A 23901-nucleotide genomic window follows, 5' to 3' on the forward strand; every position below is an offset into this window, starting at 1 on the left:
CGTTGGTGTTGTCACCAACGTGCCCCTAAGCATGATTCATCAGATTTGTTGGTCACAAGGCTAACAAAGGCATAAAGCCCTATACGGAGTTTTTTTATTGCCTTCTAAATGACTTAGTTATTGTAGATTCAACAAAACCAATAATTGTATCTTCTCCTAAATCATTCTTACTTATTAGATAATCAGCAGTTGTAAAATCTTCAATAAGACCATTTTTATAGAGCATTATAAAATGTCCTTCACTTTTAGCTTGAGTAGGTAAATAAGTAATACTACCATTTCTAATTTTTCTTACTGGACTATAACCAAGATTGTTTCTAATAAATAGTTTATTAAACGGTATTCTTTCTATAATATTCATTTCTTCTACATTTAAAGTTCTGAAAAACAGGAATTTAGCAGGTTAATTATTAAAAACAAGCCCTGAAATTTATTTGTGTGACCTAGTTACCGTTATCACCATCGAGATTCTAAACATGACTCATCAGATTTATTGGTCACAAGACCAACAAAGGCGTAGGTGCATACTTCAAGTAAGTCTAGATACCATGTACTTATATCTCTCTGATGGGGTCTTCTATTGGAATGCAGCCTCTCTGAAAGTAATATTGATTCTAGGCTGTTGATATTTTTCGTTCTTGATCAAGCTGTGTTCATAATTTTTCTGGCAGTTTTCACCCATAATAAGAAGGCTTCCATTGGCAAGATCTAAGGAAAAGGTAGATTCTGTTTCCTTATCTCTAAAGCTGAATTCTCTTACTTCTCCGAGGCTAAGTGATGGCAGAATAGTTTTTACTCCTGAGGTTTGTTGATCCGAATGATAGGGAGCATAAAAGGAACCATCAGGATAGTATAGGCACATGGCTAAGTCGAAGCTTTGATTTGAGATCTTTTCCACTTTGTCTTTTAAGTCTTGCATCAGGCCCTCAAATGGATATGATTTGCCATGAATATGTTCAGGATGCGTGTTTCTGGCAATCAGATCGGGCATAGAAAAGAGTATTTTGAAGACATCAGTCTCTATAATTCGACCTCCAGCCTCTATTCTAGTTCTGGCTTTATCTAACTTATACTGTTCAATTAACAGAGTATAAAGTGCGAGAGACTCTTTTGGACTTAGGAAACCTTCGATGTAATCAACTGTGCAGTTTAGAGGGAGTAGCATGTGTTTAAGTATTGTGGAATGAATATGATGAATTCCGACCTTTTATAAAACTGCTTGAGATTTTAAATCACCTAGCACTCACTTGTCTGCTAAAGTAACTGGTACTTTGCCTTTGGCGAGTACCTATCATTCTTAGCATGGGTGTGGTTGATAGAGTTTTAGTAATAGTAGCAGTCCGCACAGGATTACGAACAACTGATTTTGATGATTGAATGTCTCAATACTATCTACTCAAAACTCTGTACTATCATTTAAAACCAGCCGTTGAGCATGGAATTTGACTTAGTCATTTTTATAGATTCTAGGTACTCCAAGCCCTCGTTGGTGTTTTCACCAACGAGTCTCTAAGCATGACTCATCAGATTTATTGGTCACAAGACCAACAAAGGCGTAGGTACATACTTCAAGTAAGTCTAGATACTATGTACTATTATCTCTTTAATGGGGGCTTCTATTGGAATGCTGCCTCTCTGAAAGTGATATTGATTCTAGGCCGTTGATATTTTTCGTTCTTGATCAAGCTGTGTTCATAATCTTTCTGGCAGTTCTCACCCATAATAAGGAGGCTTCCATTAGCAAGATCTAAGGAAAAGGTAGATTCTGTTTCCTTATCTCTAAAACTGAATTCTCTTACTTCTCCAAGGCTAAGTGATGGCAGAATAGTTTTTACTCCTGAGGTTTGTTGATCCGAATGATAGGGAGCATAAAAGGAACCATCAGGATAGTATAGGCACATGGCTAAGTCGAAGCTTTGATTAGAGATCTTTTCCACTTTGTCTTTTAAGTCTTGCATCAGGCCCTCAAATGGATATGATTTGCCATGAATATGTTCAGGGTGCGTGTTCCTGGCAATCAGATCGGGCATAGAAAAGAGTATTTTGAAGCCATCAGTTTCTATAATCCGACCTCCAGCCTCTATTCTAGTTCTGGCTTTATCTAACTTATACTGTTTAATTAACAGAGTATAAAGTGCGAGAGACTCTTTTGGACTTAGGAAATCTTCGATGTAATTAACTGTGCAGTTTAGAGGGAGTAGCATGTGTTTAAGTATTGAGGAATGAATATGATGAATTCAGACCTTTTATAAAACTGCTTAAGATTTTAAATCACCTAGCACTCATTTGTCTGCTAATGTAACTGGTACTTTGCCTTTGGCGAGTACCTATCATTCTTAGTATGTGATTTGGTTAATAGAGTTTTAGTAATAGTAGCAGTCCGCACAGGATTACGAACAACTGATTTCGATGATTGAATGTCTCAATACTATCTACTCAATACTCTGTACTATCATCTATGTACTTAAAAATCCAAAACTTCACACAAACTTCAAATTCACTAACCTTTGGGCTAACATAGTGAGGTTAGCTTGCTCTGATGTTTCGGAGTACGCTCACTTTATTGCTCTTTCTAGTTTGTTCTGCTTCCGCTTTAGGGCAGATCAAAAGCAATAATGTGCTTATTCCTACCTCTTCCAACTCGGCCAATACACTATCGGTTCAGTTGAGGTCACTTAATGAGTTAGGTAGTTTTTACGCTTCTAGCGATCCAGACTCAGCATTTTTTTACGCAAAGCTAGCTATGGACGAAGCTCTTTCTCAGGCTGATGATCATAACTACGCGGTAGCTAAGCGAACCATGGGTGAAATATTCTATCTACAAGGTGCCTATGACAATGCCATTTCTTACCTAACCGATGCGCTCAAGGTTTTTCAAGAGCTCAACGCTACCAATGAAACGGCTCAAACTCTTTTGGCTTTAGGGGCGGCCTATCAATTTCATGATTTATGGGACAAAGCCTTAAATGAATATCATAGGTCTAGAAAACTCTTTTTGTTGCTCAATGATTCAAGCGGCTTGGCAGAAACCTATGGGGTGATTGGGCACTACTATGAAAAAACGGCCGATTCTGACTCAGCTTTCTTTTATCAATACAAAGCATTGGAGCTCTACGAAGCGTTAGACGATAGCCGAGGCTTGGCCATCATTCATGATAATATTGGTAGTATCTATGAAGACCTGGGTCAGTTTGAACAGGCCTACGACTACTTTTTGCAATCGGCTAAGTACGATTCTGTGTGTAATAATTTACCAGCATTGGTGAATACACTCAATAATATTGGTGACACGTATAGAAAGCGTGGAATTGTAGAGGAGTCGGTTGTGTATACCAATAAGGCTTTAGCACTAGCCGATAGCTTAAACCTGAATTACGAAATACTTAGTGCCTATCATGATTTAGCCAAAGTATATCGGGCCGATGGTCAGGAATCGCTGGCTCTGATGTATTATGATAGTGCTTATGAATTCAGTCAAAACCTATTCAATTCTCAAATTGCAGGGCAGATTGCCAATTTTCAAACACTCTATGAAACGCAAGAGAAGGAGCAGGCCATAGTTCAGCTTGAGGCAGAACAGCGCATTGGTAGACAAACCAGAAATACAGTCATTGTTGGGTCTCTTGGCCTTATATTTTTCGTTACGCTAGTAGCAATACAGGAGCGGAAAAGAAGAACTAATGCAACAGAAGCATTTAAGGCCCAAAAGGCCTTGAGCGATGCAAAGATTGAGAACATAGAGCTAGAGCAAAAGGCACTTCAGACGCAGTTAGAAAATAAAAAACTGAAAGAAGAACAGTTCTACCTAGAGCTAGAAGCCAGAAGCCAAGACCTGACCACCAAGACACTTCATATTATTCAAAAGAACCGATTGCTAAAAGATTTGCGTGAACAGATCAGCGTACTGGATAAGGAGAACAAAATGAAGTCTGATGTTGTCAGTAAGCTTTCCAACTCCATAGACAAGGGGTTTCAGTTCGATAGAGAGTGGGAGCATTTTCAAGATAGTTTCAATCAGGTACATGACGACTTTTCTCACCGAATAAAAAAGGAGTTTGCCGACCTTACCGAAAGTGAAATCAGGCTCTGCGCGCTCATCCGTATGGGAATCTCTTCAAAAGATATAGCCACCATCTTGGGCATTAGCACCGATAGCCTAAGAGTGTCTCGTTATCGTCTCAAGAAAAAGCTGAATACAGAAGCCGCCAACAAGCTTAAAGAGTTTTTAATCAATTACTAGCACTATTTAGCTGTTAACATTGGTGTGTTTGTTAATGTGCTTAATATCAATGTGTTAGTAATGGCTGTCTATGTTTTGTTAACGTTTTTTGTCCTCAATTTATCACACAATTAATAGTCTCTTCATCACCTGTTCTAAGGCCATTTTCATTTTTGCTCCAGTAAAAATTCAACAAACAACTATGAAAAAACTCTTACTCACATTAACAATGATCTTCTCGGTTTCGGCCTTGGCTTATGCACAAGGAGGAGCTTTAACCGGGCGTGTGATCGATGAGCTTGGCCTACCAATGCCAGGGGCTAGCGTGGTACTAACCAATGCGCAAAAAGGTATTCCTACAGATGCCAATGGATACTATACTATTATAGATATACCGGCAGGCGAGTATACGCTTACAGTTACGTTTATAGGTTATAAAAAGATTGAGCAAACAGTTACAATTAATGCAGGTGCTACTACCGAACTTAATTTTAAGATGGAGGCAGGTTATGCCGAAGGCGGAGAAGTAATTGTGATGGGAGATCGTCTGAAAGGGCAGGCTAAAGCTTTGAACCAGCAGAAAACCAATGCAAACATTACCAACGTTGTTGCTGCTGACCAGATAGGCCGTTTCCCTGATGCAAATATTGGAGATGCTTTGAAACGTATTCCTGGTATCACCATCCAGAATGACCAAGGGGAGGCTAGAAATATCATTGTAAGAGGTCTTGCGCCTCAGTTGAACTCGGTAACTCTGAATGGCGAGCGTATTCCTTCAGCAGAGGGAGACAATAGAAACATTCAATTGGACCTTATTCCTTCCGATCTGATTCAAACTATTCAGGTAAATAAAGCAGTATTGCCAGATATGGATGCTGATGCAATTGGTGGTTCGGTAAACCTTGTTACTCGTTCTGCTCCTTCTGGCAAGAGGGTTTCAGGTACTCTAGCTTCAGGCTTTAACTTTCTTTCAGAAAAGCCAATTTGGACGGGTTCAGTTATTGCTTCCAACCGTTTTGCTAATGATAAGTTAGGCGCAGTTTTCTCTGCTAGCTATAACAATCACGATTTCGGTTCAGACAATGTTGAGGCTGTTTGGTACAAAGATGATTTTGATAGAGTTGTTATCGAAGAGTTCGATATTAGAGAGTATCAGGTTCAAAGGGTAAGAAGAAGCTTCAACCTAGCTTTAGACTATGAAATTAACCCGAATCATAAGCTATATCTTTCTGGTGTTTACAATTGGAGAGACGATTGGGAAAACAGATTCAGAATGAGAGTTTCTCAGTTAGATGATGCTTTTGATGACGGCATAGCCGTTGAAACATCTCCAGGAGTATATAACATTCCACAAGGAGCGAGGGTAGAATTTCAGACTAAAGGAGGTTTGGATAGCGACAGGGTAAAAAAGAGAAGACTGGAGGATCAAAGAAATAGAAATATTTCCCTTAAAGGTGAACACCTCTTCAATACATTAAAATTGACTTGGTCTGCTACCTATGCTAAAGCTTCAGAAGATAGACCAAATGAGAGATACCTTTCTTACAGAGAGTCAGACCAGTCGGTAAATGTGAATCTATCAGATCCAGAATTTCCATTGGCTATTTTGAGTAATTCAGCTGATAATTTAGGCATTGGCTTAAACGAGATTAGCGAAAATCATGATTATACTGAAGATGAAGATTTCAACGCTAGAATAGATTTCCAAAAGCCCGTTTCGAACAGCACTTTGATCAAATTTGGTGCAAGACTTAGAAACAAGAACAAGCTTAGAGACAATGTTTTCTATTCTTATGAGCCTTTAGATGAAGATGCCTTTGGTGCAACTTTAGGAGATATTCCTACCAACGATTACAGTAACCCAGACTATTTAGCAGGAAGTCAGTACAGAGTGGGGCGTTTTGGTTCTCCAGCTTTCTTGGGTAATCTAGATTTAAAGAATGGTGCTTTGTTCGATGAGTCTGATGAGCTAGGAGAGTATGTGCCTGGTAACTATACAGCTACAGAAAACATCTATGCCGCTTATGCTATGGCAGATGTTCAGTTGAATGAGAACCTTTCTGGTATAATAGGTTTGAGATACGAGGGCACAAGCATTGATTATTCAGGCTTTATTTTAGATGTAGATAATGACGATATTTCTGAAGCTTCAGATAGTCAAAACTATGGCAACTTTATGCCTGGTGTTCACTTAAATTACAATTTCAGTGATAACTCCATTTTAAGATTTGCTTGGACCAACACTATCGCACGTCCTAACTATTTCGACTTGGTGCCTTATGCTGAATTTAGCCCAGACGATGAAGAGTTGGTAAGAGGTAACCCAGATTTGGAGCCAACCACTTCAATGAACTTCGATTTGATGTATGAAAACTACTTCGAGAACATCGGTATCGTTTCTGGTGGAGTATTCTATAAAGACATAGATAAATTCATCTATGAAAGAGTGATTGAAGGATACGTTGATCCTTCTTTCGGAAACGACCTTGAGTTTACCACTTTCGAGAATGGTGGAACAGCCGAGATTTACGGTTTAGAAGTATCGTTCCAAAGACAAATTTGGAAAGGCCTAGGGCTTTATTTGAACTATACATTGACTCAGTCTAGCACTACGGGTATTCAGGGTAGAGAAAACGAAGACCTAGAGCTACCAGGAACAGCGAATAACATGTTCAATGCTTCACTTTCTTATGAGACTGATAAGCTTGTACTGAGAGCTTCTTTGAACTATGCTAGCGATTACATTGATGAACTAGGTGGAGAGGCTTTTGAAGATAGATTCTACGACAAGCAGACTTTTCTAGATGTGAATGGTTCTTATGCTTTCACTCCGCAGTGGAGATTCTTCTTTGAGGTGAACAATCTTACAAATCAGCCATTGAGATACTATCAGGGCGAGAGTAGCAGAACCATGCAAATGGAATACTACAATGTAAGGTTCAACGCAGGTCTTAAGTTCGACTTGTTTAATAATCAGTAAAAAGTAGGGTTGCCTTAAAAGCAAAATAGAACCGTCATCCCCAACTTGATTGGGGATCTCCTAGGGACTATTGAACCTTTTGAGGAGATTCCCGATCAGGGTCGGGAATGACGAAAAGCTTTTAAGGCTTCCTTATCAATATTCAATATGAAGAAGTTCAATTTAATAATAGGTGTGCTAGCCATTGCTGTTGCCAGCTGTGGCAATAATGTACCCGCAATTGCACCAGTATTGACAACCGAGCCTGTTAAGCACGATTCTGACGATCCTGCTATTTGGATTAACAAAGCCGATCCGTCCAAGAGCTTAGTTATAGGTACAGATAAAGATGCTGATGGTGCTTTGTATGTATACGACTTGGAAGGAAGGATTTTTCCTGAAAAAGTAGTGAGAGATCTTAAGCGCCCGAATAATGTAGACGTAGGGTATAACCTTTCTGTTGGCAATGATACAGTAGATTTTGCCGTGACAGGAGAGAGGTTGAACTCTATGCTTAGGGTGTTTTCTGTTCCAAATATGAAGCCAATAGACAATGGCGGTTTCCCTATGTTTGAAGGTGAAACAGCACCTGAGCACAGAGACCTGATGGGTATCTCACTTTATCAGAGACCATCTGATAATAAGACTTTTGTGATTATGGGCAGAAAGAATGGCCCGACTGAAGGTTACTTGTGGCAGTATTTATTAGAAGCAGACTCTACAGGAGCCTTACAAGCCACATTGGTGCGAAAGTTCGGTAAGTTTAGTGGCACTAAGGAAATAGAGTCTATTGCCGTAGATCATGAGTTGGGATTTATCTATTACTCTGATGAAAATGTAGGGACTCGCAAGTACTATGCAGACCCAGAGAAGGGAAATGAGGAATTAGCCTTATTCGGAACCGAGGGTTTCAGAGACGATAATGAAGGCATCTCCATATATGACACAGGCAACGGAACTGGGTTCATCCTTATTTCCGATCAGCAAGCCAATATGTTCAGAATATTCCCTAGAGAAGGAACAAACGGTAACCCACATCAGCATGATGAGCTAGGCGCAGTAAAGGTATCTACCAACGAGAGCGATGGCTCAGAAATTACCAGTATTCCACTGAATGACACTTTTAGAAAAGGGTTGTTCGTGGCCATGTCTGATGATAAGACTTTTCAGTACTACAGGCCAGAAGACATTCTGGACTCATTACTCAAGAAATAGTTAATCGTTAATTAATAAAGGTGCAGCCTCTGGCTGCATTTTTTTTTGCGGTATTAGCAATTACTGAAAACCTGAAGTTGTAATTCAAATATTTCCGCTTTCTGCTGTTTGATAGCTTTTAAGAGTGCCAGTGCATAGAGCTTTCAAGAATAACTAGAGTTGCTTTATACAGACTAGTGGGGGCTATATAATTGATTAGGTTCTTTGATAAATGTGCTTTACCACTTGATCATGTTCATCATAAAAGACAAAGAGCCTACAATCATCATTAGCGATTGACAAAATATCTATTTGGCAGATGAATTTCATTTTATTTCCTAATGAGTTTACTGGAGTTTGATCTCCCTGCCACCAGCTTAGATATTTCATTATTCTTACTTTAGGTGAGGTCGAATCTTTAGATTTAGCTTCAGTGTAAGTCTCTTGCGCAATTTTCAAGTGTTCTTCAAAGTCTTTCCCAATTACTAATGCAGATTTTTCAAAAGTTGGTTTGTATAATCCATTATCGGTAATACTGAAGGTGAATTCATCTATATTATCGTTTGGAGAGAAGGGTTTGTAGTGATCAATACTTGGGTCGAAACTAACGTAAACTATATGGATTTTGTCTTTGATACCTTTGTTACTGAAATCCAATGTGGCAATTGGAAAAAAGTTATCATAGTTAGCATAATCTTCAATTAGAATTGTTTCCTTATCGGGAAACATTACATCACTTCTTCTATTTGATGAAAAACTCACAAGACTGATTAATAAGCTGAGAACAGCGAGTTTTAAGTTGTGTGTATTCATAAGATATTTTATTTAGACATTTGTTTAAACCCAGAAAACAAATTTGTCATCTTAACTGATAAATCAAAAATATGGACTTGATTTAATATGCTCATAAAGGTCGTTTGTACTTGGTTCGCACCCTGTTCTTTTGAATATAATTACTTCTAGTACACAGATGCCATTAATTAGTTGCAAAGAATAATCATATGGTCATCAGGGGGTAGATTAGACTTATACTTATAATTGTAAGTGTAGCTTGATGAGAGGCTTTGTTCAGTCAGTTTACATATTCAACCAATAAGTTATTTTAAATACCAATTGACGATTTTTTATGTTTAGTCCATTTATACCATAATTATCCGTGTAGACTATAAACAAGTCAGACATGGGCTTGTAACGCCATTGAAAACGAGAAAAGACATTGTAATTCTCTGCTTGAGAATTGTATTGAATAGCTGTGGTCCAGAACATTTTATTTGAGAAGCTGATTTCTGCATTCAGCCTGAATAAGTGAAGATCAGATTCGCCATATCCTTCTGCTAGCTTCACTTTATTGTAGTCATAGTTTACCCCAAAAGTACCCCACGGTTGAGTTCTAAAGTTTAGTGCTGTGGTAAAACCACTCTTGGTACCGTTGTAGAATGTGCCGTGTCTTAGAGATAATTCGGTGTTTATTACCTTTCTACGGTCGCTAATAAAGAATATGGAGTTATCTGTGTATTGGTAATTGCCTACAGGTAAGGCTGCATCTTTGCCAATTAAGTTGGTAGGAACGGGAAGGTTAGCTTCAAAAAACACACGGTTGAATCGGAGTTCCATTGTGTTTTTAAAGAAGAAGTCGTAACCAATGCCATGGCGCCTTTCATTGAGAGAACCATCGGTGTTTAACCAGCCAATATGCCAAGTTCTTGGGCCGTGTATATTCAAGGCTGCAGACTCCGATTTGGGTCTAAAGCGATACATAAACCACGGATTAAATTTAGTGTAACCTTGTTTAGTAGTTTCTTCAGTTTCGGCATTGTAATTATATAGCCTTGGGTTGAATCCCAGTTCGGTTTCATAGTTTTTTCCAACAACATCTATCGCCCAACCCAGAATAATGTTTCTATTTCTATAGCCTCCATCTATACCGTAATAGCGATTGTTGCTTAGGTTTTCTTCGTTAGTGGCCAAATGGTAGCGTATGGTATTGTTCCAAGAGCCGGAAGGATGTACATAATTGAATTCCAAACCACCATTTCTAGCATAGTCTCCATTCTGGCCTGCACGGTTAATGAAAATTGCCTTTACTACAGAACGACTAAAAACCCTCTGGTGCGCTGCTAAAACAGAATAATTGTTTGGCTCAACTTCATCGGTAGCGCCTGTCTGCACATTCATGACACCAATGCGCATATTAGGCGTTAGATTGCCGGTAAGTCGTGCTCCGTATTTAATAGGTACCTGTTGCCCTTTATTTAGGCCAATTGTTCTCGAAAAGAATGGCTGAATTTGTCGGCCTCCAAAATTGGAGAATATGTCTCCGTTTTCTAAAAAGAAGTTTCTTCGCTCTGGAAAGAATATGCTAAATCGGCTGAGGTTGGTTACTTGCTGGTCTACATCTGCATTAGAAAAGTCTGGGTTAACGGTAAGGTCTAAATTCAACGAGCTGGTTACGGCTACTTTGGCGTCTAAGCCAATATCTGCACTGTTTTCATAACCGTTCTCGCCAGTTTCTTCCTCATAGTTACGATGAGTGCTGCCAGCCAAGTAGGGGATGAGCACCACCTTGCCTTCAGCTTTCTTTGGTGGTGCATCCCATTGCAGCGTTCCCATGAAATTAATGTCTATACCTCCAAAGGCAACTGGAAACTGTGTCCATGTAGAGTAGTGATTCCGCTCCATGTCGCCCCGTATAAAGTTTACACCCCATTCGGTTTGGGTGCTGTTGTACCTAAGGGTTTTAAAAGGAATAGCCATTTCTACTATCCAATGGTCAGCGTAGCTTCTTACTTCCGAAAACCACTTGTTATCCCAGTTTTCATCAAAATTAGTATTTCCATTTTCAATGTTCAGAAGGGCTTCTACTTGAGCTCCACCAGCATTCACCCCAAAGAAAAAGCCACTTTGTTTGGTGTTAAAAGGATCTAAAACCACAGTGAAATTGTCGCTATTCCAATGTCCGTCTACATTATCTCTTCTTAATGTCTGAACTATTCTTTCTCCATTATCATAGAGCTTAGCCAATACGTAAATGTATTCCTCATCATAAAGCGTCCAAACTTCAGAGCGTGCTTCGGCTTCACCCTGATCGGCCGGCCAATGATTCATAAAATGGTCTATTTTAGGTGCATGTTGCCAAGCTATTTCATCAGCGATGCCATCTACATTAATGGGCTCATTTGTACGGCTAATTGAATAGTTGTAAGCTTTGCGCGTGTCTTGCTCCTGAGCAAAAAGTAGGGAGAAACCGAGCCAAAATAGGGCAATGGTAAAGTGAGTTTTCATAATTTGAGTTGTTGACCTTTTAGTGCCTTTACTAGCTTTTAAGCTTTGAGTTTCAGGCAGAAATGCCTTTTAGACCAACTCAATTGTTTTTAAGACCAATGGTGTATTTGCAGTGATTCTGCATTTGGTCGATGTTAAGTAGACGTTGATGGGAGCTATAATTGAATTTGTCTATTGCAATGATTATTAGAAACTTAAAGGCTAGTTTTGATGTCTTCTTTACCAACTGCTATGGCTAAGCCCAGATTAGAAAACATATTATTCAGAACTCCAAGAGTTATTTGGCACCTCATTTTTTGGGCTGTGTACATCCTGTTTTTCGGAATAGTGTATGGAAGTTTTGAAGAAGAGTATGCCAAGCAAATTGCGGTGCAGGCCAGTCATGCCTTAGTTCAGATTCCGGCAGTTTATATAACGCTCTACATCTTGATGCCTAAGCTGCTCTTTAAAGAAAAGTTTGCAGCTTTCTTTTTATCTTTTGTAGGGGTAGTAATAGTATTTTCCACCCTTTCTTGGTTTGAATATTTGTTCATCCAGCAACCTCTTTTCTGGCCGAGTGATACTTTCCAATCTCCTTTAATTAATGTTGGTAAAATTCTTAAGCACACCAATAATATATATCCGGTTATGACCGTAGCCGTGGTTTGCAAGTGGTTTAAGTACTGGTACCAAGAACAGAAAAAGAACCAGCAATTGATTGAAGATAAGCTAGAGGCAGAACTTAAATTCTTAAAGTCTCAAATTCATCCTCACTTTTTGTTCAACACCTTAAATAACTTATATGCGTTAACGCTTAAGCAAAGTAAAGAAGCGCCAGAAGTGGTTTTGAAGCTTTCAGAATTACTTGACTATATGCTATATGAGTGTAACGCGAATAGAGTCCCTCTTTCTAGAGAAATCAGTTTAGTAAAAGATTACATAGAGCTAGAGAAGATCAGGTATGGCGATCGGCTTAATGTTACGCTCAATGTAACCAATGAAAATGGAGATGAAAGTGTAGCACCATTGCTTATTTTGCCTTTTGTTGAAAATGCGTTTAAGCATGGAGCAAGTGATGAACTAGAGGGCTCATGGATATCTATAGATATTGCTTTAAAGCATAGGGGGCTGATTTTAAAAGTTGAAAACAGTAAGAGCAGTTATATAGAGGCTGAAGACAAGTTTGCATATAAAGAGGGAATTGGGTTGAAAAATGTTAAACGCAGACTAGAGATTCTTTATCCAGAAACCCATGAACTGAATATTCATGAATCTACCGATTCCTTTTTAGTGGTCTTAAAACTCAATTTTTAGCAATGAACTTGAAATGCTTAGTAGTAGATGATGAGCCTTTAGCAAGGGAGGTAATTCTTTCTCACATCAGTAAAATTGATGGCTTGGAGTTGGTGGCAGAGTGCGATAATGCCTTAAAAGCTTTTGAGCTGCTAAAAAAAGAAGCTGTAGACCTAATTTTTCTGGATATTCAAATGCCCAAACTCACTGGTATTGAGTTTTTGAAAGTGTTGAATCCCAGTGCCCGCATCATCTTTACCACTGCTTATAGAGAATATGCTTTAGAGAGTTATGAATTGAATGTAGCTGATTATTTACTCAAGCCTATTTCTTTTCAGAGATTCCTGAAGGCAGTAAATAAAGTCTTAAACAATCACGAAGTAGAGGTTGCAGAGTTAATTGAACAGCAGGATGCCTTGAGATCTGATGATCCGCATATTTTCCTAAAAGCAGATAGGAAAATGGTGAAGGTGTACTTGAAAGACATTCTGTATATAGAAAGTCTAAAAGACTATGTTCGAATTAAGTTGCCGGGTAAGGAGGTAATCTCTTTACAGAAAATAAGCTTTTTGGAAGAAAAGCTGCCAGAAGACTGCTTTGTAAGAATTCACAGGTCTTTTATAGTACCGCTAAAGAGAATAGAAGCATTTTCGAATAGTGCAGTAGAGGTAAATGGTGTAGAATTACCTATCGGAAGAAATTATAAAGATGCCGTTCTTGAGCTGCTCAACTCAAGTAAATCCATTTTAGGTTAGCGCTTATTGGCCAAAATGGTTTCAGTGCAACCATTTGCCTGTTGAATGTTTAGGTTGAGATAGTTGTCATCTAATTGCCATATAGCACCATTACAGTTTCCATTAAAGCAGATTCTAAGCTGGTCTCCATCAAAAGAGTAGTATCCAACCAGAGGTTGCCGTTCGTTTAACACGGTGCCAATTCTCTTGTCTATAGTGCGCGTATTTCTAGAAAGTATATAGGCTCGGTCATTGGTCAACTCCAAAGTGATTGAATTACAAGTTTGGTAGTGTCCTTCTATAGAACAGCCAAAATCTTTGGAAGAAGAGCTGAAGTTGTCATTTGGGTTGTCGCAACCTGAAATTTCAATAGATGTTACCTCATATTTTCCGACAAGGATATCGTCAGGGTTTGAGACATTATAGCCACAAGCTCCAATAATTAAAGCCAAAGAAGCAAGCCCAAATACTATAATAATGCGCTTCATTAATCTATTAAACCCCCAGATATTCAGGGAGTTTTGAAACTGAAGACATTTCTATGTATGTAAGTTCGTTTACTTCAGATTTGTCAACCATTTCATGGGTCCAGGTATCATGAAAGGGAATATGAATGGCTTGTGCTCCCATCTCAATTACGGGTAATACATCTGACTTGAGCGAGTTGCCAATCATCAAGAATTCCGTAGCATTTATGGAGTTTCTCTTTAATACCTCTCTATAAGTTGCTACGTTCTTTTCACTGACGATTTCCACGGTATCGAAGTAGCGCATTAACCCTGAGCGAGCAATTTTATTCTCTTGATCCCAAAGGTCGCCCTTGGTGATAATCATTAAATGATAATGGTTCTCCAGAATATCTAGAACTTCTTCTATGTCTGGCAAAACTTGAACAGGATGTTCCAGCATTTCTTTGCCTAGGAAGATTATTCTTTCAATGTCTTTACCTTTTATGGCATAGTTGGTGAGTTCTAGAGCAGACTCAACCATAGATAGTGTGAAACCTTTTATACCGTAACCAAATAGCTTGAGGTTTCTAGATTCTACGCTGTAAAGCTCCATTTCAAGGTTTTCGTTAATGGAAATGTACTTACCTAGAATCTCTTCAAACTTCAGTCTGGTGTCCGTAAATATGGGTTCATTCACCCATAAAGTGTCATCCGCATCAAAGGCTATGGTTTTAATTTTATCCATAGCCTAAAATTATCATTTACGAATCAGTTTTTATCAATCTGCTTGAATACATATAGTAGCTCTGAGGCAATCTGTAGACTTCGCTTATCATACATTTCAGACTCTTTGTCTGTGTTATCGAAAGCTTTAGGGTCTTCATAAGTAAGAGGAATTCGCTTTTCCGTACCTGGTATGAATGGACAGTTCTCATCAGCATCGGAGCAGGTCATCACTGCGGCAAATGCGTTTTTAGGGTTGTCAGCATGGTCATACACTTTAGAAAAACACTTGGTATTAATGTCTTGGTCAATGTGTACGATGTACTCGGGGTTTTCCGAGTTATTTAACTTTTCGATATCAAAACCCAAGCGTTCACATGACGCTACCGCTCTTTCATTAAAGGCAGTTACTTCAACACCTCCAGAAAAAACGTTGACATCAATACCGTTAATATGAGCTGCTGTTTTAGCCCAAATTTGAGAAAGCTGGCTTCTTCGAGAATTATGAGTGCAAATAAAGTTGAGGTTAATTGACTCCTTAGCATCTCGTTTTGCTTGTATGTAGTCGATCAGCGTTTGTAGAACGCTCAACCTCTGCTCTCCGATAGGAAGGGCAGAGGCTTTCTCTATAGTGCTTTTAAGTTCTTTTTTCATGTTAACAACACCCGCTGTTTGGTGAACAAGCCCCGTTTTGACCAATAGCGCTTAGTCTCACTTTCGGTTTTTCTTGTGGTACGCCACACTTGTCTTCTGCCAAGCAAGCTGTAAATTTAGATGTAAGCTGAAATTCACCATCAATCAATTCTAGCCCGTATTTTTGAATAGACGTTTCACCTTGATACTCTACTTCAATTTCTCCATCTGATAAGTCAAGGTGCTTTTCAGAAAGCTCAATAATTGACTTTAGTTTTTGCGGAGCCAGTCGGTGATCATAGTCAACTGATGTCCATAACTGAAAGTTGATTACGTCTTCATTGCGTATTGTTCCTCCACAATCAATGAAGTGTTTTTTGACGGAACCCACTTCCGAAACGTGAAAATGTGAAGGCACAACCTCTCCATTTGGCAGCTTAAAAATCACATCTGTTAGACTTTCAAGATGATTCTTTATTTCCGATAATTTCATAATGTTATATTTTGTGACTGACCTTATTCTTGATTTTGATATCTTCAATTGAAGACTCTATCGTTTTATAATTACATTGCAATATTACGATTAATGTGTTTTATAAAAAAGGTCTGAGGCAATTATTAGTCCTAGACCTTTTAATGTTTCTAGTCTTCTAGCTGAGCAGCGGCTGCCTCATCAATAAACCAGATTAACTCTCCATGAGTAGGGTTTATGTGATAAGCAGGATAAGACTTGGCTACTTCATGATCTTCGAAAATCTGCTTGATCTTCTCTTTTTTATTGTCGCCAGTAACTAAAAAGCATACATTTTTAGCAGCATTAATTACAGGGCCAGTTAAGCTTACTCTTTTCTGGCCAGACTCCGGGTGGTTAGCTACTTCACAGGTTTTGGGGCTGTCTAGTAACTCAATTTCATGAGGGAAGATAGAAGCCGTATGTCCATCTGTGCCCATGCCTAGAATAATGATATCGAAAACTGGGTTGCCTTCTTGTTTGGGTAGGTTTGATTCAATGAGTTGACCATACCTTTCAGCTTCTTCTATCGGATCGTTTTCGCCAAGCACTCTGTGTATGTTTGCCTCAGGCATTCTTATGAGGTTCAACAAGTGCTCTTTAGTCATTTTAAAGTTACTGTCGTTATCGGTAGGAGGCACGCAACGCTCATCACCCCAATAGAAATGAATCTCTGACCAGTTAAACTTATCTTTGTAATCCGTAGCCAATAGATCGAACAATATTTTTGGAGTTGAGCCACCAGAAAGGGCTACGGTAAGCATTCCATTTTCTCTATGTTGTTCTAACATAAAGTCCGCGAAGGCTTTGGCAGTATCTAAAGGTGTTTGAAGTATTTTAGCTTCCATGTTTAGGCTTTAAAGTTCACAGTAATTTCCATCGTCAGTAAGGTTGCTACAAGGGTAGCGCCAAGTCATTTGCTCACCATCAATTAAAGTATCTGCATTTTCTGGCCCCCAAGTTCCTGCAGGATATCCATAAACTGGAATCTCTTCATTTTCCCAAGCTCTGAGAATTGGATCAATGAACTCCCAAGCTGCTTCGGTACTGTCTCCACGAGCATAAAGCGTAGCATCTCCTTGCATACAATCAAGAATCAACCTCTCGTAAGCATCAGGTACATATACGTTGCTCAAATCATCGTAATGGAAGTCCATATTAACCTGCTCGGTATTGTAACCAGCACCAGGTATTTTCATGGCAAACTTCAGTAAGATTCCTTCATTAGGCTGAATTCTTAGAACAAGCGTGTTTTGTGGGTTGGCCAAGTTAGAGTTAGAAGAGAATAAATGATGGTGATTTGGCTTAAAGTGAATCACTACTTCAGTTACTCTGGTTGGCATTCTTTTTCCTGTTCTGATGTAGAAAGGAACACCAGCCCAACGCCAGTTATCTATGTAGAATTTAAGAGCCGCGTAAGTTTCGGTTTTAGACTCTTCGCCCACGCCTTCTTCTTCGCGATAGCCGGGTACTTTTTCGCCTTTTATGGTAGAAGACATATACTGACCGCGAATTACATGATTAGCGATATCTTCTTTTGTATATGGTCGGAGGCTTTGAAAAACTTTGAGCTTTTCATTTCTAATGCTTTCAGCGTCTGCTTTTACAGGAGGTTCCATAGCAACTAATGCAACTAGCTGAAAAAGATGGTTTTGAACCATGTCTCTTAAAGCACCAGATGAATCGTAATAACCGCCTCGCTTTTCTACTCCAACACTTTCTGCCGCAGTAATTTCTACTCTGTGAATATAATTACGGTTCCAAAGAGGCTCAAAAATGCTGTTCGCAAACCTAGTCACAAACATGTTCTGAACAGTCTCTTTGCCTAGGTAATGGTCTATTCTATAAAGCTGGTCTTCAGCAAAGAACTTGAGCAGGTGCTCATTTAAATGCTTGGCCGATTCAAGGTCATATCCGAATGGTTTTTCCACTATCAACCTAGTCCAGCCATCTTCTTGGTTATTCAAGTTGTTAGCTGCTAAGCCTTCAGCAATTACTTCATAAAGGCTAGGAGGGGTTGAAAGGTAAAATATGTAATTGTGGCAAGTAGCTTTAGACTGATCTAGTTGATTAAGCTTTTCTTTTAGGTTAGCATAAGAATCAACGTCTTTAGTGTCAAGTGATTGATAATAAATTAGATCTGAAAAACGCTTCAAGTCGCTTTCAGAAACTTTATCCTTTTCATTCAAGTGCTCATTCTCAAATACCACACTTTTACGGTATTCTTCATCAGAATATTCAGTTCTGCCTACACCAACAACGGCATAACATTTAGGCAGAAAGCCGCCTTTAAACAGGTTAAATACAGCAGGAATGAGTTTTCTTTTGGTTAAGTCGCCTGAGCCGCCAAATATTACGAGGACTTGATCGTCAGTTTTTTTCATTAAGCTTTTTTGCCTTGAATTGCCTTTGTTTCTTTGTAAGAACTAAATCAGTTTGACCGCAGAAAGTTCCGAGCTCAAAGATAATGGGTTAGTGGCAGACTTGAGGAACTAAAACGTATTCATTTAGCCTACTTATAGAAACGCAAAAATATGTCTGAAGCAAAGTTTGATTTTGGCCTCATTGGCCTTGGAGTAATGGGAAAGAACTTTATCCTGAATGTAGCTGATAATGGTTTTTCTGCCATTGGTTACGATTTAGATCAGGAGAAAGTAGATGCTCTTAAGCGGGAAAGCCAGAATGGAATGGCAAGTGCTACTACGGATAAATTGCAATTTATTCGTTCATTAAAAACTCCAAGAAAAGTAATGTTCTTAGTGCCGAGTGGGGCTCCAGTTGATAGTGTAATAGATGACTTAATGCCCTTTTTGGATAAAGGGGATTTACTTATTGATGGTGGGAATTCTTACTTTTTGGATACTGAGAGACGGGTTACAAAACTTAAGAATTCAGAGATTAATTTTCTAGGCCTAGGAATTTCTGGTGGTGCAAAAGGAGCAAGAAAGGGCCCGAGTATGATGGCGGGAGGAGACAATGATGTTTATGAGTTAATTTCTCCTATCCTAGAATCAGTATCAGCCAAAGTAAATGATGAACCATGTGTCGCTAGAGTTGGAGATAACTCGGCCGGACATTACGTTAAAATGGTTCACAATGGTATTGAGTATGGTTTGATGCAACTTATTGCAGAGACTTACGATCTCGCAAAGTTTGGTTTGGGCTTAAGTAATAAAGAACAAGCAGAGTTATTTTCTGGGTTCAATGAAGGCAAGCTAAAGTCTTATCTAATTGAAATAACTGCAGACATATTTACCAAGAAAGATGATTTATCACCGAAAGACCTGATTGACGTTATCAGTGATAGGGCAAAACAAAAAGGTACTGGAAAATGGATTTCACAGAACGCAATGGACATTGGAATTCCTATTCCTGCAATTGATTCATCTGTAAGTATGAGAGTACTTTCATCATTTAAAGAAGAAAGGCAAAAAGCAGCTTTGGTATACCCCAAGTCACAAAGTGACCCGAGTAGGTTTACCAAGACTGACCTTGAAAAGGCATTATATTTTAGTTTCATAGTGACTTTTGCCCAAGGTATGAGACAGTTGCTTGAGGCCTCGTCTAAATATCAGTATGGTTTAGATTTAGCGGAAATTGCTAAAATTTGGAGAGGAGGTTGTATAATCAGAGCTGAATTGTTAGAGCACATTCGCGAAGCGTTTAGTGATTCTTCGAATAAAGAACACTTATTGTTTGATGCTTATATCATTTCAGAAATCAAGGAACTTCTTCCTTCTGTTAATAGGGTGATTTCTGTTGCGCATAATGCAGGAATTGCTGTTTCAGGAATGAGCGCAAGTTTAAACTACTTCAATGCCTTCAGGTCAGAGAAGCTACCATTGAACCTGATTCAAGCTCAGCGTGACTATTTCGGTGGTCATACTTACGAGAGGTTAGACAAGCCAGGAATCTTCCACACTGAGTGGGAAGATTAAACCAGCTGATAGGCTATAAAAATTAAAGCAAAGCTTGTAACAGAAATTACCGTAGAGAGTATTGTCCAAGATTTGAGAGTTTGCTGAACCGATTGGTTCAGCATTCTATTTACTAGCCAGAAACCGCTGTCATTCACATGAGAAAGTACAATGCTACCAGCGGCAATGGCCATCATAATAAAGGTCTTTTCTAGCATACTTAAGTCCATACCTGGGAGAACCGCGGCTACAATGCCTGCCCCAGTAAGCATGGCTACAGTGGCACTTCCTTGCATAATTCTCACTAGCACTGTAACCAAATAGGCAAGGAGCAAAACTGAGAAGCTAGTGTTCATCATGCCTTGAGCAATAATATCACCGATTCCAGTATTAATCATCACCGTTTTTAATACACCACCTGCACCGGTTATCAGTATGATTGACCCTGCTGGTGCTAGTGAGTTATTGGTTACTTTAAAAAGCTCCTCCTTACCAATTCCTTTTTTGACCCCTAGAAAATATAGGGCTAATAGAGTACCTATTAGCAAGGAAACAAATGGGTGGCCTACAAAACCAAGAGCATCAATAAATTGATTGGGTTCAATTACTCCTTCTTTGGCTAGAGTATCGAAAAGCGAGCCCACTAGAATTAAGACTATTGGTAGTCCTAGAATCCACATAATGGTGTGAACTAACTTTGTATCAATCTGGGACGACATAACCTCAGATGTACCATCTACTTCAATAGGTTCGTCTTTGGGAACCAGGCACTTACTGACAATAAGCCCACAGATTAGAGCGATGGGAATACCTACCAAAGCCCCAACTATAATGGCATAACCAAGGTCAACATTGAGAATATCTGCTACGGCAACTGGACCAGGAGTGGGAGGGATAAAACTATGAGTTATACCTAAGCCAACGAGTAAAGGCAAGCCATAATAAAGCACATGACGGTTACTTTTCTTGGCTAGAGCCTTCACCATAGGCATAAGAATAATGATACCTACATCGAAAAAGACAGGTATTGAGACTATAAAACCAGTAGTTAATAGAGCTAGTCTAGATCTTGATTCTCCGCCCTTCTTCAAGAGGTATTTGGCTAAGGCTTGAGCGCCACCTGAATGTTCTAGAAGTGAGCCGAAAATGGCGCCTAGCCCTACAATAGTAGCCACAAAAGCCAGTGTGCTTCCCATTCCATTTGAAATGGAATCAATAATTTCTTCACCCGATAGACCTCCGACTAGGCCAACCCAAATACTAGCAAAAAGTAAACTTAGGAAGGCATTTAGCTTCCATTTCATAATCAAAAATAGGAGGATAGCCACTCCAGAAAGGATGGCTAAGTAGAGTTGAAGATTTTCCATAGCGCGTTAAAAGCCCAGAAATTAGGTATTTACAGCAACTTGCGGAAGTTTTGATCGAGTTTATCTACCAATTCGTTCAAAGGAGTGGTAGCCGAAAGCTTCAATCCATCTTTAGGAATTTCAAGTGTATCGAGTTGAGATTGGATTAATGAGCTAGGCATAAAATGGTCTTTACGCTGATCCATTCTGGCTTTTGCCTCTTCGAATGATAGCTCTAGTAGGACAGGATGCACTTGAAGTCTTTGCCCTAAATATGCCCGATAAGACTCTTTAAGCGCACTGCAGCCCAAGACAAAACTGTTTCTATGATTATGCTGAATATGCTCAACAATTGCAGCGAGCCATGGCCAACGATCTTCATCTGTTAATGCCTGGCCTCGGCTCATCTTCATTACATTTTCTCTAGGATGAAAGTCATCTGCATCTAGGAATGGTATTCCCAAAGACTTAGAAAGTTCTTTGCCGACAGTGGTTTTTCCACAACCACATATACCCATGATGAGGATTATCTGCTTCAATTCTTGCGTTTGCTAAGTCTGCAAGGTAAGGCAAGGCATTAAATTCAGAAACAGAATTAGGCATAAATCGTTTCTTACTGTAAATTATTCACGTGAAATCCCTTCTGCTATCCATTGCTATTCTGTTAAGCATCAACTCGTTGGGTTTTGCCCAACGCTTTGGTGAGCCTTCGGCTATTAAGAGTGTGTATTTTGGAGGTGGAAGCTTCTACGTAGACCGAGAACAGAACAAAGAGCTACAGCATTTTTTAGACTCAATTCCTCATCTTCATAATTTCTTGATCACTGTGCATAGCCATACCGATAATGTGGGAGGAAAGGAGTACAATGAGTGGCTGAGTAAAATGCGTGGTCAATCTGTGGTAGACAAACTTATTTCAAATGAGAAAGTGAAGCCAGAGTCTATTGAAATACGAGATTTCGGGCTATTCAATCCTATTTATGACAATTCAACCCGAGAAGGAAGAAGGAAAAATAGGCGAGTAGATATAATTCTCTGGCTCGCCATTTAGCTATTTCTTATTGCTGTTCTTCAATTTTGTTCGAACCACTTTTAGTAATCAACTTTTTGCCAATTACCATTTCTCTTGAAGCAACTCTTTTGTCTGGCGTATAATGCCAAATCGCTTCAGCTTGATCATTAGAAAGTATAAGCTCTAAATATCCATGGTCTCTCAGGTTGGCATATTTGAGTTGCGGATTCAAAGGGCTACCTGTAATGTTTTGTTCGTGCTCCATCACGGTCTCGTCTGTGGTGCCAGCCCTATCGTTGGTGTTTCCAGAGTTAATACTCGTTGTGCCGAATTCTACCGCTACAGCTCCATTGGTTTTGTAGTCGCTAAAAGCATCTTCGGTAACTTCTAATGCCCAAGATGAGTGTGTGTCTCCAGTTACGAAAACCACATTTTCTACTTGTTCATTTCTAATATGGTCAATGATCTCTGTTCTTTCATAAGGGTATCCATCCCAAGAATCTAGGTTCAGTTGGAAAGTAGGGAAACCCCAGTTTAGGTAGCTGAATATTACTTGATTGCCAATTATTTTCCATTGAGCATCAGATTCAGATAATTCGTTTTTGAACCATGAAAGCTGTTCAGTTCCTAGCATCAGTCTTTCTTCACTTGCAATGTTTGGGTCATCAGCACTTTTTACGGGAGCTACTCTGCCAGCCAATCGTTCGTCTAGCATAATTAAATCGGCCATGTCGCCATAAGAAAAGCTTCTGTATAGCTCTTTCGACTCTCTTATCGGTAGCCACTCATAATAAGCCTTTCTAGCTGCTGCTTTGCGGTCATTGTAGTCGCCTTCATTCTCTTGATGATTCTGAGCGCCATCCACATAAGAGTCATTCGCTATTTCGTGATCGTCCCAAATGGTGATGAAAGGAATGCGTTGATGGACTTCTCTTAAGTCTTTATCTAATCTATACTGAGCATACCTTGTGCGATAATCTTCTAGTGTGATGATCTCATGTGGAGGCATATGGAACCTGCCCGTTGTAGTATCTCCGTAGCCCTTTTCGCCATATTCGTAAATGTAATCTCCAAGGTGTAAAACAACATCTATGTCATTTCTTTCAGCCAAAGCACCATAACCATTGAAGGGGCCAAACTCATAATTACTACAACTTACAATGGCCAATCTCAAGGCTTCATTACTTTCGGAAGGTGCTGTTTGCGTTTCGCCAATCAATGAATTTGCACCTTCATAATTGAATCTGTAGAAATACTTAGTGTTTGGTTCTAAACCGTTTACATCAACCTTTACGGTATATCCTTTATCAGGATTAGTGATTACTTCTCCAGTTTGGGTTGGCTCATTGAAGTTTTCATTTTCTGAAATTTCCCATTGAACAGTTAGTTCTGGTAAGCTATCTTCTGGAGTTACTTTAGTCCATATAATTACTGCATTTTGAAGCGGGTCGCCAGACGCAACGCCATGGTAAAATGGTTTTAGAGAAGCTTCATAGTAATTGCTTAACGGATCGGCTACTGGTGAGTGGCTTTCTTGTTTTTGGCATGCAAAGAAAACAAATACAAGTAACAGAAGTAGGTTGATCTTTTTCATAAGTCTAATTGTTGACGAAGTTAAGGGCAGTAGGTCAAAGGTTCTTTAATTAAATA

The 23901-nt window shown here is 39.2% G+C and carries 21 protein-coding genes; 7 read left to right on the forward strand and 14 right to left on the reverse strand.

Annotated elements, in window-relative coordinates:
• Positions 1 to 94 precede the first annotated feature (94 nt).
• From T7867_RS15135 to T7867_RS15145, 3 genes are all read right to left on the reverse strand, one after another.
• Entirely contained in the window at positions 95 to 361 is a 267-nt protein-coding gene (locus T7867_RS15135) for a hypothetical protein (protein ID WP_068222596.1), read from the reverse strand.
• A gap of 216 nt (positions 362 to 577) precedes the next feature.
• Positions 578 to 1165, reverse strand: a complete 588-nt coding sequence (locus T7867_RS15140; protein ID WP_068222593.1) for an alpha-ketoglutarate-dependent dioxygenase AlkB — start codon at positions 1163 to 1165, stop codon at positions 578 to 580.
• A gap of 451 nt (positions 1166 to 1616) precedes the next feature.
• Entirely contained in the window at positions 1617 to 2204 is a 588-nt protein-coding gene (locus T7867_RS15145; RefSeq protein WP_068222590.1) for an alpha-ketoglutarate-dependent dioxygenase AlkB, read from the reverse strand.
• Positions 2205 to 2539: 335 nt separating this feature from the next.
• Here T7867_RS15145 and T7867_RS15150 point away from each other — a divergent pair, with 335 nt between their 5' ends.
• The 3 genes from T7867_RS15150 to T7867_RS15160 all read left to right on the forward strand — a co-directional run bounded on the left by T7867_RS15150 (position 2540) and on the right by T7867_RS15160 (position 8393).
• Complete coding sequence (locus T7867_RS15150; protein WP_068222587.1) at positions 2540 to 4240, forward strand: tetratricopeptide repeat protein; 1701 nt, start codon at positions 2540 to 2542, stop codon at positions 4238 to 4240.
• A gap of 181 nt (positions 4241 to 4421) precedes the next feature.
• Positions 4422 to 7199, forward strand: coding sequence for a TonB-dependent receptor (locus T7867_RS15155; RefSeq protein ID WP_068222584.1), 2778 nt, complete (start codon positions 4422 to 4424; stop codon positions 7197 to 7199).
• Positions 7200 to 7346: 147 nt separating this feature from the next.
• Positions 7347 to 8393, forward strand: a complete 1047-nt coding sequence (locus T7867_RS15160; protein WP_068222580.1) for a phytase — start codon at positions 7347 to 7349, stop codon at positions 8391 to 8393.
• A 195-nt stretch (positions 8394 to 8588) separates the two neighbouring features.
• Here the strand turns inward: T7867_RS15160 and T7867_RS15165 are convergent, their stop codons facing one another.
• A complete protein-coding gene (locus tag T7867_RS15165; RefSeq protein WP_157717670.1) occupies positions 8589 to 9185 on the reverse strand; it encodes a hypothetical protein in 597 nt (198 codons plus the stop codon).
• Positions 9186 to 9449: 264 nt separating this feature from the next.
• Positions 9450 to 11654 carry a carbohydrate binding family 9 domain-containing protein gene (locus T7867_RS15170; RefSeq protein WP_068222574.1) on the reverse strand — a complete coding sequence of 735 codons (2205 nt, stop codon included), beginning with the start codon at positions 11652 to 11654 and terminating at the stop codon, positions 9450 to 9452.
• Between the two features lie 231 nt (positions 11655 to 11885).
• Here T7867_RS15170 and T7867_RS15175 point away from each other — a divergent pair, with 231 nt between their 5' ends.
• Together T7867_RS15175 and T7867_RS15180 are read left to right on the forward strand one after the other, a co-directional pair.
• Positions 11886 to 12947, forward strand: a complete 1062-nt coding sequence (locus T7867_RS15175) for a sensor histidine kinase (protein ID WP_068224183.1) — start codon at positions 11886 to 11888, stop codon at positions 12945 to 12947.
• A 2-nt stretch (positions 12948 to 12949) separates the two neighbouring features.
• Complete coding sequence (locus T7867_RS15180) at positions 12950 to 13681, forward strand: LytR/AlgR family response regulator transcription factor (RefSeq protein ID WP_068222571.1); 732 nt, start codon at positions 12950 to 12952, stop codon at positions 13679 to 13681.
• On the opposite strand, the gene T7867_RS15185 is transcribed toward T7867_RS15180, so the two are convergent.
• The 6 genes from T7867_RS15185 to zwf all read right to left on the reverse strand — a co-directional run bounded on the left by T7867_RS15185 (position 13678) and on the right by zwf (position 18360).
• Entirely contained in the window at positions 13678 to 14148 is a 471-nt protein-coding gene (locus T7867_RS15185; protein ID WP_322299510.1) for a hypothetical protein, read from the reverse strand. The two genes, T7867_RS15180 and T7867_RS15185, sit on opposite strands and share 4 nt — an antisense overlap.
• Positions 14149 to 14155: 7 nt before the next feature.
• Positions 14156 to 14854, reverse strand: a complete 699-nt coding sequence (locus tag T7867_RS15190) for an HAD family hydrolase (protein ID WP_322299511.1) — start codon at positions 14852 to 14854, stop codon at positions 14156 to 14158.
• A 23-nt stretch (positions 14855 to 14877) separates the two neighbouring features.
• Positions 14878 to 15486 (reverse strand): low molecular weight phosphatase family protein, encoded by a 609-nt coding sequence (locus tag T7867_RS15195; RefSeq protein ID WP_322299512.1) that lies wholly within the window; start codon positions 15484 to 15486, stop codon positions 14878 to 14880.
• A 1-nt stretch (position 15487) separates the two neighbouring features.
• The gene (locus T7867_RS15200) at positions 15488 to 15958 is read right to left on the reverse strand and encodes a DUF6428 family protein (protein ID WP_322299513.1); all 471 of its coding nucleotides are present in this window, start codon (positions 15956 to 15958) and stop codon (positions 15488 to 15490) included.
• 149 nt (positions 15959 to 16107) lie between these two features.
• Positions 16108 to 16824 carry a 6-phosphogluconolactonase gene (gene pgl / locus T7867_RS15205; protein WP_322299514.1) on the reverse strand — a complete coding sequence of 239 codons (717 nt, stop codon included), beginning with the start codon at positions 16822 to 16824 and terminating at the stop codon, positions 16108 to 16110.
• A gap of 9 nt (positions 16825 to 16833) precedes the next feature.
• Positions 16834 to 18360, reverse strand: coding sequence for a glucose-6-phosphate dehydrogenase (zwf, locus tag T7867_RS15210; RefSeq protein WP_322299515.1), 1527 nt, complete (start codon positions 18358 to 18360; stop codon positions 16834 to 16836).
• A 150-nt stretch (positions 18361 to 18510) separates the two neighbouring features.
• On the opposite strand from zwf, the gene gndA reads away from it, so the two are divergent.
• Entirely contained in the window at positions 18511 to 19914 is a 1404-nt protein-coding gene (gndA, locus tag T7867_RS15215) for an NADP-dependent phosphogluconate dehydrogenase (RefSeq protein WP_068222548.1), read from the forward strand.
• Here the strand turns inward: gndA and T7867_RS15220 are convergent.
• Both T7867_RS15220 and T7867_RS15225 read right to left on the reverse strand, forming a co-directional pair.
• Positions 19911 to 21260 carry a GntP family permease gene (locus T7867_RS15220; RefSeq protein ID WP_068222545.1) on the reverse strand — a complete coding sequence of 450 codons (1350 nt, stop codon included), beginning with the start codon at positions 21258 to 21260 and terminating at the stop codon, positions 19911 to 19913. The genes gndA and T7867_RS15220 overlap by 4 nt on opposite strands.
• A 29-nt stretch (positions 21261 to 21289) precedes the next feature.
• A complete protein-coding gene (locus T7867_RS15225) occupies positions 21290 to 21778 on the reverse strand; it encodes a gluconokinase (RefSeq protein WP_221406004.1) in 489 nt (162 codons plus the stop codon).
• A gap of 92 nt (positions 21779 to 21870) precedes the next feature.
• Here T7867_RS15225 and T7867_RS15230 point away from each other — a divergent pair, with 92 nt between their 5' ends.
• A complete protein-coding gene (locus tag T7867_RS15230) occupies positions 21871 to 22290 on the forward strand; it encodes an OmpA family protein (RefSeq protein ID WP_157717669.1) in 420 nt (139 codons plus the stop codon).
• A gap of 7 nt (positions 22291 to 22297) precedes the next feature.
• On the opposite strand, the gene T7867_RS15235 is transcribed toward T7867_RS15230, so the two are convergent.
• Positions 22298 to 23845, reverse strand: a complete 1548-nt coding sequence (locus T7867_RS15235; RefSeq protein ID WP_068222536.1) for an alkaline phosphatase D family protein — start codon at positions 23843 to 23845, stop codon at positions 22298 to 22300.
• Between the last annotated feature and the right edge of the window lie 56 nt (positions 23846 to 23901).

Source organism: Roseivirga spongicola (assembly GCF_034376045.1).
GTDB classification, from domain to species: domain Bacteria; phylum Bacteroidota; class Bacteroidia; order Cytophagales; family Cyclobacteriaceae; genus Roseivirga; species Roseivirga spongicola.